The sequence below is a fragment of the Pseudomonas sp. 203-8 genome (assembly GCF_020708595.1).
GTDB lineage: Bacteria > Pseudomonadota > Gammaproteobacteria > Pseudomonadales > Pseudomonadaceae > Pseudomonas > Pseudomonas aeruginosa.
The window spans coordinates 42,182-54,480 of record NZ_JAJFDF010000016.1; the positions used below are offsets into that span (position 1 = coordinate 42,182).

Below are 12,299 nucleotides of genomic sequence, written 5' to 3' on the forward strand. Positions count from 1 at the left end.
AAAAGCGGCCGGTCTCACAGAGGCTAAGCAGACCATCCTTGAAGCTGGAAGATATCTATGAAACTAGGGACGATTCATTCCGTATCCTGCGCTGCACGATCACATAATCATAGGGAAGCTGTAATCAGAGATGGCCAACCGTCTGGTTGCTCTTCTCGAGAGCGATTGCCCTCAGATTCTTGTTGCTTTGGGGCGGACGATGCTGGAGAGGAAGAAGGACTCTGCAACGGCGTGGCACCATCGTCCTTTCCGCTAAGCGGCGGATCCACTCGGGTGAAGGCGAAATGGCTCACTGCAATTACCATTGAGAGCAACACCGCCAGACCCACAACTGCAACCCCATTGAAGACGCGCTCTGCACGAGCAATGGGCCGCCTGACCATCTTGTCGAACTCTGCAGCTGCCAGAAATCTGTAAAGCTTTGGCTGCCATTCCTCCCGTAGTGCATGTTGAATACGAATGAATTTCCATCCAGAGAACACACTGATCAGCGTATAGGTGAACGCCACGAGCACAGCGGCAGTAATGAGATACGGGTTGATCTGCACGCTTAAGCGTGCAGCTACAATACCCAAACCCACAGTAAGGGCAGTCGCAATAGCAGTGACCGCCTGCCGCGTTGCGTCGGTAGCTTTCGAGGTCTCGTCAGTTACGGCCTTACGAAGGTCTCCCAAGGACTTCAGGGTGTCCTTTGCGATATCGGAAATTGCCATCTGATAGGCAATCTTCGCAGATTCTAGGGCGGCCTCCAGATGCTCGCCAAAGTATGAAACCACCTCCCCATCAGCACGCCCTGAGCGAGCAATTTCAGCTGAGAGTAGGATGTGCTTGGTTTCTGCCTCTCTAGGATTGTCATACACCCATCCGGCAGCCTCTTGGAGAATCAAGAGGCGCTCCAGTGTTATAGGTGAAGCATCTATTTTGAGACTAGGATCAAACGCAAGCTTCAGCTTTGGTGGCCCCTTGAAAAGCAAGGTCGAGCCCGATGGATCGATCTCGTTCGCAATACAACGACTAAGCGCATCGAAAGCGTGCACCATCCATAACGCATGGAAAGGATTGGCGGCATCAAGCATCTGACCGTCTAGCAGAAGCCAAGGCAGTACATCTTCAGGAACGGTTCGGACTGAAGAAGACTCCTTTACCAGCAGTCTGGGAGGCTTTGACGGAAGTCCAACCTCAAAACTCAGTTCATCCTCCCATCTCAAGAACGCTCTCGATCGACAGCAGAACGGATGGCTCAGGCCTAGCAGGCGCCATGTCGTTGAGGCGTGCCCTTTCTCGAGATATTTCTTGAAGCCAGCCTCAGTGACTAGGAACAGATCACCATTAGCTGACGACACAGACTTTTGAAGCTCCAATCGAAATGGGGCGAAGTCATCTTCGACTTCGTTGAGCTCGTACTCATTTCCCTGCTGGTCAAAAATGCTGAGCGGCCAACCAGCAGCCACTGTAGCTTCTGCCAGTTCAATCGCAACGTTCGCTGATAGGCTCGAAGCAGAGAGCGTCAACTCCCCCTCAGAGACCAGAGTCTGCCGGTTGCGTGCTAGCGCGTTAAGCAGGGTTGCCAAGTTTAGGTGCGACAACGCTATTCTCCGTGACCTTGTTGGTCTCGACAATGATCGTCTTCTTATCACCCTCAAGGTCAATCACCGTCACATTGGGATTGTCCTCCTTGTCAGGGAAGAGAATTGTCACACCTTCAACCGTCATGATTTTGCGCATGTAGGGTTGTCGAAGAATCTTTCGGTCGGGTTTGAAGCTGAGTTCATGAAGCTTGCTGCTCTTAACCCGCCTGCGTGTTTCCCTCTCCAAACGGGTTGCTACCTTCTCATCCACAGGAGAGTTAGCAGCAACGAGCACAGCTTCGACGATTGCATCTTCATCGATCTTCATTCGTCTGCCTAAAACACCCTGGGCCACTTTGATAGCCTTAGGTACGTCCTCGCTCGGCAGGTCTTTCTTACAGGCTTGCAGGGTACTCCTCAGCAGCTTCCTAGTTATTTCGCTGAGCTCGGTGTCCGAAATGCTTCGCGTGACAGCAAGAAAGTCAGCGAAGTAATCGGCAATATCCGGGCCCTGCTTTGTCCTGTCAGTGGCGGATACGTCCTGGCTGGCAATACCATTCACTATGCGAATCAAGGCTGTCTTCTGAATAGCCTTCTTGTCGTCGACGAGGGCAGTCAGGATACGTCGCAATGCATTCGCTGGCTGAGCATCATCCTGCTCAAGCGCTAGCTTATAGTCATACTTGATCAAGCTGAAGATGGTGACATCGGGATCGTCGACAGCGAGTTCGAACATGCACAATACCCCATCAGCACTCCCCCCAACATGTTTGTTGTTGAAGTTCAATGCTAGAGCCTGGGCTCCTCGCTCAAACGTTGCCTCGCCGTTAGCTATGGTTTCCAGCTGCTGCTTAGTGCTTGAATGATTCTTAAACATGAATACTGGCGCGGCAGCCGTATCGAGGATTTTCTCTTTGAAGAAGCTCTCCTCCTCCAGCGCTCGCTCGGGCATGGCCAGGAAATCCTTGTTGCCAACCACGTGAAGGATCATTCGTTTAATGGTCAGCGAGGCCTGTTCTTCATCCGTAAAAAAGCTCATTAGATCTCCAAAGATCTCTGGCTATGCTGTTCGCCAGCACGACATTCGATAGCAAGCAGTACGCCGCCACCATGGTTCATTGACATTGCTTGGACTAAGACCCATTGCCGACACAATGGCAAGATCTCACTGTGTATTTCACAAAGTGGAAAATAAGGCGCCAGCAGAGAATGCAGCAAGGGGCCATCACGCCGCCAAACGATCGACACTCCAGTCATAGCTGGGACGCTCTCAGGAGGCAAGAAGGGATATCTCCTCCACTTTTCCACGCAGTGGATCGCTAGTACTGGCACAGCCAATGCGTTCCGCTCGTATTTTAGGGAGGGTAGCCTGCCAATGCTGGCCTGCTCAAGATTAGGAGTGTCTGCTTCTGGCCGTTTTCTGACAGCCCAAATTGGCGAAATCAATACCAAGAGAGACGCCATACGCAGCTACCTTCCACCTTCCCAACCCCTCACCCATTCCTCCCCAACCTATACCCACTGACCGCCTCGTAAACCGCCTTCCGCAACCGATTGATCCCGCCGATCGGCCGATGCTCCGGCAGCGCGTGCCAGGGGTTGAACGAAAGGTTGTCACAGAACAGGTTCTGTTCCCGGCTATCGAAATCCTGAGCTGGCACAATGATGTCGGCTATGGTAGCGAAGGGCGCGTCCGACTCCTTCCATTCGACGCTGGTGTCTTCGATGGGCATGTACTTGGCCGGGTCCTGGCGCTGCACCTGGAAGGCGTAGCAGGCGGGGGTGCGGTCGATGGAGAGTTGCTGGTACAGGGCGGCGCGGAGGAAGTTGGGCAGGTCCTGGTTCTGCTTCGGTAGCTGGTAGGCCGGGCACTTCTCCGGGGCGGGGACGACGCGGAACTTGATGTTGTGTTCGCCCAGCTTGTACGGCGAGATGCCGTTGTAGCCGGCGTGCAGCGGGCTGTCCGGGGCGGGGGCGAGGGTGCGCAGGGCGATCAGCAGGTGGCGCAGTTCCCAGCTGGCGGGGTTCCAGTTGGGGAAGAAGGCCAGGGCTTTCTTGCCGTCGGCCTGGGCGGCGAAGTTCTGCCGGTATTCGGCGATGTCGCGGATGAAGAACACCGGCTGGTTGAACATGACGAAGTCCTGCTCGCCGTCATGGCCGCGGCCGGGCAGGAGTTTTTCGCCGGGCACGTCGAGCAGCTTGATGGCCATGCCGCGCGCGTCGTTCTTGCTGTCGAACTGCGGGTAGGCGTTGCCGTTGGAGAAGCGCACCCAGGCGTTCCAGCTCTTGCCCGGTTCGGCGAACACGCCGCGACGCAGGGTCGGGTCGAGGTCGGCGCGTACCTTGAACTCGGCCTTCACGCAGCCGTGGGCCTTGGCGTGGGCATCGCGCAGGACGCGGGTGTTGTCGCGGTGCTGTTCGACCACGCGGATGGCGTCCTGGATGATCGCTTGGGTGATGCGGGCTTCGTCCGGGGCGATCTGCTCTTCCGCGGACACCGGGCCGGAGAATTTCCAGGCGTAGTAGAGGCTGCCGATGGCCCAGCCGCCGAGGCCGACGGCCAGCAGCAGGAGGAGCAGGCGGCCGAGCCATTTGCCGAGGAACAGCCAGGCGTGGGTGAGGAGTGCGCGCATGGAGTGGGTGTCCTTGGTGGTGTGCGTTGGCTGTGGGCTTTTATTCTTCTTGGGCGGGGAGTGCGCCACGATTGCTTCTCCCCGTCCTCTGGCTAGGCGTCCCCCCTGAAGGGAGAGGGGCTGCTCGGGGTGGAGAGGGGCAGCGGCGCCATGCCTCGCGCTTCTCCATTTCCCAGGTTCAGCGTTGCGCGGTCCGTTGCTCCGGCGCCGGGCATTTCGGGCCGGGCGTCCAGGGTGGGGTCTGGGCCGGGACCAGGCGGCGCTCGAATTCGGGGTTGCCGAGCACCTTCAGGTATTCCACCAGCGCCCAGCGTTCTTCCGGGCTGAGGGCGCGGCCGATCACGCCGTTCTGCCGGCAGCCGTCGCGGAATTCGTGGCCGCTGTTGCGGTTGCCGGTGAGACGGGTGTCGAGGAGGAAGCCACCGGGGAATTTCTCGGTGCGGAATCCGACGAATTTCGGATCGAATTCGAAGGTGCCGACGTAGAACTGCGGCGAGCGTTCGGCGGCCGGGGAGAGCAGTTGGAACAGGTTGGGCACCGAGCCGTTGTGCAGGAACGGCGGGGTCGCCCAGACGCCGTCCAGCGGGCGGGCCTTGTAGGCGCGCAGTTCCTGTACGCCGATCGGTAGGTCGAAGCCGTTCATGGTCTTCTGCTGTTCCGGCGGGATGCCGGCGTCCCGGTAGGCGCGCTGCTCGACGAAGGCGGTGATGTAGGCCAGGCCCTTGGCCGAGGACAGTTGCGAGAGGTCGAGTTGCTGCGGATCGGCGCCGATCAGCTGGACGTTCATCCGCGCCAGTTCGTCGACGCTCCAGCCGAGCTTGCGCAGGTCGTAGCGGTGGTCGGCGATGTTGTCGGCGGTGGTCGGATCGGTGCCGATCACCTCGGTCGGCACCATGTGCATGCGCCACTCGGGATTGCGTCCGGGGGCGGCGTATTCCGCCGGTTGCACCTTGGGCGCATGGCAGAAGGCGCAGTTGGCTTCGAACAGGGCGCGGCCCTGGGAGGCGCGTTGCAGGTCGATGCGGCCGAAGAGGTCTTCCGGCCAGGTCGGTGGTTTCAGTTGTTGCAGGGTTTCTTCCAGGGCGTGCAGGTCGTGCAGGCGTACGCTGGAGGCGTAGCGCTGCTCGCCCTGCAGCGGCTGGCCGTGCTCGTCGAAGATCTGCAGGCGCGCGCCGACGCCGAGGGCCTCGCCGATATTGCGCGCCATCGGCTGCATGGCCGAGCCGTTCCATTGCACCCAGTCGAATTTCCAGATGTCCCAGACCTGCGGATAGCTCACCGGGGCGTTGGCGACGCGGTAGTTGCCCGGGTCGATGGCATCGCCGAAGACGCTGTTGGCGATGCGCCCGAAGGCGTCGGTGCGGCCGGGGCCTTCCTCGGTGGGGTAGAGGTGGCGGCGGGTGTCGTTCCAGGCGGTGCGCAGGAGGGTGTCGAGTACGGCCTTGAAGTCGGCGCGCAGTTGCGACTTGTCCTGTTCGTAGCGTTCGCCGAGGACTTTCCTGGCGAAGCGGTTGAACTTGAACGGGTTGTAGTAGGTGGCGGCCATGCTCGCGCCGAGCGCCTGGCCGAAGGCGCCGCCGCGCAGGGTCGGCACGGTGGCGGCGATGGAGTGCATGGCGGCGCCGCCGTCGATGCGCAGCGACTTGCCCTGGTAGCGCAGTTCGCCGGTGTGGCAGGCAGCGCAGGTGATGTCCAGGTAGCGGGTGCCGGTCTTCTCGTCGCGGTGCTGGCTGAAGCCCACCGGCAGGTTGCCGGGGTTGAGGTCGCTGGCCTTCTGCTGCGGATCGACGAGGAAGCCGAAGCGGGCGAGGTATTCGGGGGCGGCGAAGGGTTCTTCGGAGAAGGGCAGTTCGAGGGCGGTGAACCAGTCGTAGTGCAGGCCCTTCACCAGGGTGCCCTGGGGCGTGTAGTAGAAGCGCTGGCGGGCCTCGTCCTGCCATTGCGGCAGGTAGCGTACCTCGCTCGGCGCCTGGTAGTGGGGCAGGTTGGGATGGGCGACGTAGTAGACCACCACCCCGACGACCGCCAGCACGATCACGCCGACAACCAGCAGAGCCTTTTTCACGGTGCGCATCAGGAACGTCCTTGTAGGCCTTTTTTTGGCACCGTTATGCCAAGGCGTTGGCATATTGGCAAGCTGCTATCAGCTTTTTTGACAAGGTTTTCTTGACAGCGAACGGGTGAAACGTTTGCGCAGGCCTCGCCTGGCGATGTTGGCGACGAAAGCTCGGTATTTCACCGGAGAAAGGCGGACGCCGGAGCGTCGTGGAACGGCAGGGCGAGGCGCCGGTGGCCTGCCGGTCAGAGACCGGAGAAGGCCAGCCAGGCGATGATTGCGGCGTAGAGCATCCAGGTGGGATCGGTACGGCGGTCGAGCAGGGCTTTCATTTCTTCGCCTCCGCGCTCCAGAAGCCCTGGGCGTTGCGGAAGGGCTGGCGGGCCAGTTGTTCCAGGCGGGTGATGCCGTCGGCGCGCATGGCATTGATCAGGGCCGAGAAGGATTTGGCGGAGTAGCTCATGGTGTCGTCTCCAGTTCCGTTCTGGTTATTCGGGGATCTGGCGACTATGTAAACATCGGCGTTGGCGAATGAAAAATGGATAGTCTCACTAGCCACTATCGATGGAATTGATTGATAGGCGAGAACATCTCCCCGCCGCAGGGCGGGGCGATGCGGATCATTCCGGGTTGAACAGGATCACCGCCGCGCGCAGCTTGCTGCGGCCGAAGCGGCTCATCTTGTCGAACTCGGCGTGGCTTACCGGGATGTGCTGGCAGTCCAGCGGCTGGCGGTGCTGGCTGTGGTCGACGTCGGGATCGTGGAGGTAGACGAAGTCCTCGTCGTAGTGGGTGACCAGCACCCAGTGCGGGGCCTTGGAGCGGGTCAGGCGGTAGCTGCTGATCAGCACCAGCGGCTGGCCGCCCCTGGCCAGCTGGCGCGGGATGTCGAGCCTGGCCGAGCGCTTCTGCTCGACGCCCGAGGCGTCCAGTTCCTCGCAGAAGTCCTCGTGGACCAGGCGCATCACCGCCTTCTTGTCTTCGTTGCGTACGCCGTCGAGGAACAGCGGGCCGCTGGCGGACAGCACCAGCTTGACCCGGAAGCCGCGCCGCCAGGCGGCCAGCGCCAGGCCCTGGGGGCTACAGCCGCCGTGCCCGGCGGTCATGTAGATGGTGGTCGCCTCGCGCCACAGGCGCAGTTCCTCGCGGCGGGTCAACTGGCGTTCCGGTTGCAGCGCGCCCATGGCCATCAGCAGGCAGGCCGGGCCGCAGGTGAAATCGGTGGTCTGCCGGTAGAAGGGCACGTGGCGGCGCTGGTCGTGGCCGGGGTTGCGGATGCGTTTCTCGAAGCGCAGCGCTTCGCTGTGGTCCTCGTAGTAGTCGCGCACGGTGGCGAAGGGACGGTAGCCGTTGCGCTCGTAGAGGGCGATGGCGCCACGGTTGTCCGGGCGCACTTCCAGGCGCATGTAGGCGCGGTCGTTGTCCCGCGCGGCCTGCTCGGCGGCTTCCAGCAGCTTCTGGCCGAGGCCGATGCCGCGGGCGCGCGGGTCGATGGCGATGGAGTAGAGGCGGGCCAGCGAGGTGCCTTCGTGGAACAGCACCAGGGCGTAGCCGAGCACGCCGCCGTCGCCCTCGGCTACCGTCAGGCTGGCGTGGGCGCGGGTGAGCATCCACTGGAAGTTGCGGCGGGACAGGCGATCGTAGTCGAAGCAGCGGTTTTCCAGCTCGACCAGGGCGGACAGGTCGTCCACACCGGCCGGGCGGAGGGTCAGGTTCATAGCGGTCTCCACGGCCGCGGGCGGGAACTTCCGCGCGGGCGTGCTGTAATGGGTGCTGTACGCTTCGGTTTGCTGGCAGGCGCCATAGAGCGGTTTCGCAAGGGATTCCCGCCGAGTATTGGCCGGGATGCGTGCGCCGGCAAGCCGGTTCCGAATGCGCCGTGGTTTCGCTGTCCCCCCGGGAGGTGTCGTGAGCAAGCTGTTCATCATCGTGGAACGCAAGGAAGACTGGACGTCCTATTACCCCAGCGAGGATGTGGTCACCGCCCAGGAATACCTGGAACTGCCCATCGACGACGACACTGGCAAGCGGGTCCAGGTGATCAACCTGTGCCGGCACTACAAGTACCTGCGCCATGGCTACTACTGCTCGCTGCTCGCCGAGGCGCGCGGGCACAAGGTGATCCCCTCGGTGCGGACGATCAGCGAGCTGGCCAGGAAGTCGCTGTACAGCCTGGTCCTGGAAGATCTGGATCGCACCCTGGACAAGGCCCTGGCCGCGCACCCCTACGGCAGCACCGATGGTTTCACCCTGACCCTGTATTTCGGCCGTACCGACATCGAGCCGCTGCAGGACCTTGCGCGACAACTGTTCGAGGCGTTTCCCTGCCCGTTGCTGCTGGTGGAGTTCAAGCGCAACCGCACCTGGCACATCGAGGGCATCAAGCCCGGCGCCATCCACAAGCTGCGCGAGGACCAGGAAGACCTCTTCGCCAACGCCCTGGACAGCTTCAGCCGGCAGATCTGGCGCAAGCCGCGTTCGCGCAAGCCGTTCCGCTACGACCTGGCGATCCTCCACGACCCCGGCGAGGCGTTCCCGCCCTCCGACGCCAAGGCGCTGAAGAACTTCGTGCGGGTCGGCCGCAGCCTCGGCATCGACGTCGACCTGATCGAGCGCAAGGACTATTCGCGGATCGCCGAGTACGACGCGCTGTTCATCCGCGAGACCACCAATGTCGCCGATCACACCTACCGTTTCGCCAAGAAGGCCGAGAGCGAAGGGTTGGTGGTGATGGACGACCCGGTGTCGATCCTGCGCTGCACCAACAAGGTGTACCTGGCCGACCTGCTGCGCAGCCACAAGCTGGGCATGCCGGCCACCGAGATTCTCTACAAGGAGAACCCGCAGGAACTGGAGAAGGTCGGCGAGCGCCTGGGCTTCCCGCTGGTGCTGAAGATTCCCGACGGCAGCTTCTCGCGCGGGGTGATCAAGGTGGAGGACCAGGAGCAGTTGCTGGCGGCCAGCGCCGAGCTGTTCGAGCGCTCGGTGCTGATCCTTGCCCAGGAGTTCTTCTATACCGAGTACGACTGGCGTATCGGCGTGCTCAACCGCAAGCCGATCTTCGCCTGCCAGTACTTCATGTCCAAGGGCCACTGGCAGATCTACGACCACAGCCCGGACGCCGAGGAGGTCAGCGGCGATTTCCGCACCATGCCCGTGCACGAGGCGCCGCGCAAGGTGTTGGAGCTGGCGGTGAAGACCGCCAACCTGATCGGCGACGGCCTCTACGGGGTAGACCTGAAGCAGGCCGGCGACAAGGTGGTGGTGATCGAGGTGAACGACAACCCGAACATCGACTGCGGGGTGGAAGATGTCTACCTCGGCGACGACCTCTACAAGCTGGTCCTGGAGGAGTTCGTCCGGCGCCTGGAAGTCAAGCGTCGCGGCTACGACTGATAAGACGATTTCGGCATTGGCGATATAAACAAAGATTCACTTTCGCGCGTCAAAAAATTGCTAGATTTTCCTTTCAGAGCGCCAACATGCCGTTTTTATGACGGTTCAAAGAATTGGCGCCGCAAAGGAGCACACATGCCAGATGCATCGAACCTCCGCCGTCTGCTGGTGGTGGACCCGTGCGACGATTGCCGGCGCCTGTTGCCGGGACTTCGCGAGGCGGGTTGGGCAGTGGACAGCTGCGCGCTGGAAACGGCGCGCGAACGCGCCTGCGACGTCGGCCTGCTGCGCCTGCGGCCGTTCCACCTGGAGCGGCCGGAGACGGTGAAGGACCTGATCAGCCGCAGCGGCACCGAGTGGATCGCCGTGCTCAGCCCGGACACCCTGCCGGTGAATGGCGTCGGCGATTTCGTCTGCGAATGGTTCTTCGACTTCCATACCTTGCCGTTCGACATGGCGCGGGTGCAGGTGACCCTCGGCCGCGCCTTTGGCATGGCCCGCCTGCGCGGGCGCGGCACGGTGCCCGGCGATGCCGAGGGCGAGCACGAACTGCTCGGCGAGAGCCTGGCCGTACGCGACCTGCGCCGGCTGCTGGCGAAGCTGGCGCCGACCGACTCGCCGGTACTGATCCGGGGCGAGAGCGGCACCGGCAAGGAACTGGTCGCGCGTACCCTGCACCGGCAGTCGCGGCGCGCGGACAGGCCGTTCGTCGCGATCAACTGCGGGGCGATTCCCGAGCACCTGATCCAGTCCGAGCTGTTCGGCCACGAGAAGGGCGCCTTCACCGGCGCGCACCAGCGCAAGGTCGGGCGGATCGAGGCGGCCGACGGCGGCACCCTGTTCCTCGACGAGATCGGCGACCTGCCGCTGGAGTTGCAGGCCAACCTGTTGCGCTTTCTCCAGGAACAGCAGATCGAGCGGGTCGGCGGTAGCCGGCCGGTCGAGGTGGACGTGCGGGTGCTGGCGGCGACCCATGTCGACTTGGAGGCGGCGATCGATGCCGGGACGTTCCGCGAGGACCTCTACTACCGGCTCAACGTCCTGCAGGTCGGCACCGCGCCGTTGCGCGAACGGAGCGAGGACCTGCCGCTGCTGGCCCAGCATTTCTCCCGGCTCTACAGCCTGGAGACCGGCCGCCGCCCGCGCCGCTTCAGCGAGGACGCGCTGGCGGCGATGGCGATGCACGCCTGGCCGGGCAATGTCCGCGAACTGGCCAACCGGGTACGTCGCGGGTTGGTCCTGGCAGAGGGAAAGCAGATCGAGGCCCAGGACCTCGGCCTGGAATGCGCGCGCGGCGACGGCCCGCCGTTGTCCAGCCTGGAGGTCTACAAGCTCTGCGCCGAGCGCCAGGCGATGTGTGATGCGCTGGCCCGTTACGGCGACAACCTCAGCGTGGCCGCGCGGATGCTCGGGGTGTCGCGGCCGACCTTCTACCGCCTGTTGCACAAGCACCGGTTGCGCTGAGTGGGCGGCGGGAGATCTGCCGGCCAGGCAAAATATCCTGCGTTTCCCAGCCGTAGCGAACTAGAATCCAACCGATCCCGACCGGTTCGCGACAGTTGCTCGTGGCGATTGACAGAATCTGTCAGATCGACGCATATTCACCTAACGCAAACGTTTGCGTCTGGATAATCTCCTGGAAAAGCCTCAATACAACGATAAGAAAAGCTGGAGGATACACCATGAAGCGGGTCGCTTCCCGGCGCCTGTTGGCTGCCGTTGTGCTGACTGCCTGTTCCTCGTTCCTGCCCCTGTCCGCCGTCCACGCGGAAACTCCCGAGAAGCCCAGGATCGCGCTGGTGATGAAGTCGCTGGCGAACGAGTTCTTCCTGACCATGGAGGACGGCGCCAAGGCCTACCAGAAGGAGCATGCCGACCGGTTCGAACTGGTTTCCAACGGCATCAAGGACGAGACCGATACCTCCAGCCAGATCCGCATCGTCGAGCAGATGATCGTTTCCGGGGTCGACGCACTGGTGATCGCGCCGGCCGATTCCAAGGCGCTGGTGCCGGTGGTGAAGAAAGCGCTGGATGCCGGCATCGTGGTGGTCAACATCGACAACCGCTTCGACCCGCAGGTGCTGCAGGCGAAGAAGATCGGCGTGCCCTTCGTCGGGCCCGACAACCGCAAGGGTGCGCGGCTGGTCGGCGAGTACCTGGCGAAGCGACTGAAGGCCGGCGACGAGGTCGGCATCATCGAAGGGGTCTCCACGACCACCAATGCCCAGCAGCGCACCGCCGGCTTCAGGGATGCGATGGACGCGGCGGGGATGAAGATCGTCTCCTTGCAGTCGGGCAACTGGGAAATCGAGAAGGGCAACGCGGTGGCTTCGGCGATGCTCAACGAGCATCCGGACCTCAAGGCGCTGCTCGCCGGCAACGACAGCATGGCCCTCGGCGCGGTATCGGCGGTGCGCGCGGCGGGCCGCGCCGGGCAGGTGAAGGTGGTCGGCTACGACAATATCCAGGCGATCAAGCCGATGCTCAAGGATGGCCGGGTGCTGGCCACTGCCGACCAGTTCGCCGCGAAGCAGGCGGTGTTCGGTATCCAGACCGCGCTCAAGCTGCTCGCCGGGCAAACCCCGGAACATGAGAAGGACGGCGTGGTCGAGACGCCTGTCGAGTTGGTGACCGCGCCCTGAGCCG

At 62.4% G+C, this 12,299-nt stretch carries 9 protein-coding genes; 3 read left to right on the top strand and 6 right to left on the bottom strand.

Going from position 1 to position 12,299, the window contains the following annotated elements:
• Positions 1-107: 107 nt before the first annotated feature.
• The 6 genes from LJF27_RS29155 to LJF27_RS29175 all read right to left on the bottom strand — a co-directional run bounded on the left by LJF27_RS29155 (position 108) and on the right by LJF27_RS29175 (position 7,975).
• The gene (locus tag LJF27_RS29155) at positions 108-1,571 is read right to left on the bottom strand and encodes a hypothetical protein (RefSeq protein ID WP_123794464.1); all 1,464 of its coding nucleotides are present in this window, start codon (positions 1,569-1,571) and stop codon (positions 108-110) included.
• Positions 1,555-2,607 (bottom strand): nucleoid-associated protein, encoded by a 1,053-nt coding sequence (locus LJF27_RS29160; protein WP_025921246.1) that lies wholly within the window; start codon positions 2,605-2,607, stop codon positions 1,555-1,557. The genes LJF27_RS29155 and LJF27_RS29160 overlap by 17 nt, the downstream gene beginning before the upstream one ends.
• Before the next feature lie 454 nt (positions 2,608-3,061).
• Positions 3,062-4,201 (bottom strand): catalase family protein, encoded by a 1,140-nt coding sequence (locus tag LJF27_RS29165; protein ID WP_003144436.1) that lies wholly within the window; start codon positions 4,199-4,201, stop codon positions 3,062-3,064.
• Positions 4,202-4,379: 178 nt separating this feature from the next.
• Positions 4,380-6,275 (bottom strand): di-heme-cytochrome C peroxidase, encoded by a 1,896-nt coding sequence (locus LJF27_RS29170; RefSeq protein ID WP_012614249.1) that lies wholly within the window; start codon positions 6,273-6,275, stop codon positions 4,380-4,382.
• 310 nt (positions 6,276-6,585) lie between these two features.
• Complete coding sequence (locus LJF27_RS30425; protein ID WP_003088290.1) at positions 6,586-6,720, bottom strand: hypothetical protein; 135 nt, start codon at positions 6,718-6,720, stop codon at positions 6,586-6,588.
• Positions 6,721-6,877: 157 nt separating this feature from the next.
• Positions 6,878-7,975, bottom strand: coding sequence for a GNAT family N-acetyltransferase/peptidase C39 family protein (locus LJF27_RS29175; protein ID WP_003121988.1), 1,098 nt, complete (start codon positions 7,973-7,975; stop codon positions 6,878-6,880).
• 190 nt (positions 7,976-8,165) lie between these two features.
• Here LJF27_RS29175 and LJF27_RS29180 point away from each other — a divergent pair, with 190 nt between their 5' ends.
• The 3 genes from LJF27_RS29180 (at position 8,166) to LJF27_RS29190 (ending at position 12,295) form a co-directional block, all read left to right on the top strand.
• Positions 8,166-9,653, top strand: a complete 1,488-nt coding sequence (locus LJF27_RS29180) for a RimK family protein (RefSeq protein ID WP_023116602.1) — start codon at positions 8,166-8,168, stop codon at positions 9,651-9,653.
• 135 nt (positions 9,654-9,788) lie between these two features.
• Complete coding sequence (locus LJF27_RS29185) at positions 9,789-11,117, top strand: sigma-54 dependent transcriptional regulator (RefSeq protein ID WP_003102344.1); 1,329 nt, start codon at positions 9,789-9,791, stop codon at positions 11,115-11,117.
• Between the two features lie 218 nt (positions 11,118-11,335).
• The gene (locus LJF27_RS29190; protein ID WP_003088297.1) at positions 11,336-12,295 is read left to right on the top strand and encodes a sugar ABC transporter substrate-binding protein; all 960 of its coding nucleotides are present in this window, start codon (positions 11,336-11,338) and stop codon (positions 12,293-12,295) included.
• The last annotated feature ends 4 nt before the right edge of the window (positions 12,296-12,299 follow it).

What these genes read in the sequence shown, in the direction of transcription:
- LJF27_RS29185 (WP_003102344.1), top strand. Translation starts at nt 9,789, where the DNA reads ATGCCAGATGCATCGAACCTCCGCCGTCTGCTGGTGGTGGACCCGTGC.
- LJF27_RS29170 (WP_012614249.1), bottom strand. Translation starts at nt 6,275, where the DNA reads ATGCGCACCGTGAAAAAGGCTCTGCTGGTTGTCGGCGTGATCGTGCTG.
- LJF27_RS30425 (WP_003088290.1), bottom strand. Translation starts at nt 6,720, where the DNA reads ATGAGCTACTCCGCCAAATCCTTCTCGGCCCTGATCAATGCCATGCGC.
- LJF27_RS29160 (WP_025921246.1), bottom strand. Translation starts at nt 2,607, where the DNA reads ATGAGCTTTTTTACGGATGAAGAACAGGCCTCGCTGACCATTAAACGA.
- LJF27_RS29165 (WP_003144436.1), bottom strand. Translation starts at nt 4,201, where the DNA reads ATGCGCGCACTCCTCACCCACGCCTGGCTGTTCCTCGGCAAATGGCTC.
- LJF27_RS29190 (WP_003088297.1), top strand. Translation starts at nt 11,336, where the DNA reads ATGAAGCGGGTCGCTTCCCGGCGCCTGTTGGCTGCCGTTGTGCTGACT.
- LJF27_RS29175 (WP_003121988.1), bottom strand. Translation starts at nt 7,975, where the DNA reads ATGAACCTGACCCTCCGCCCGGCCGGTGTGGACGACCTGTCCGCCCTG.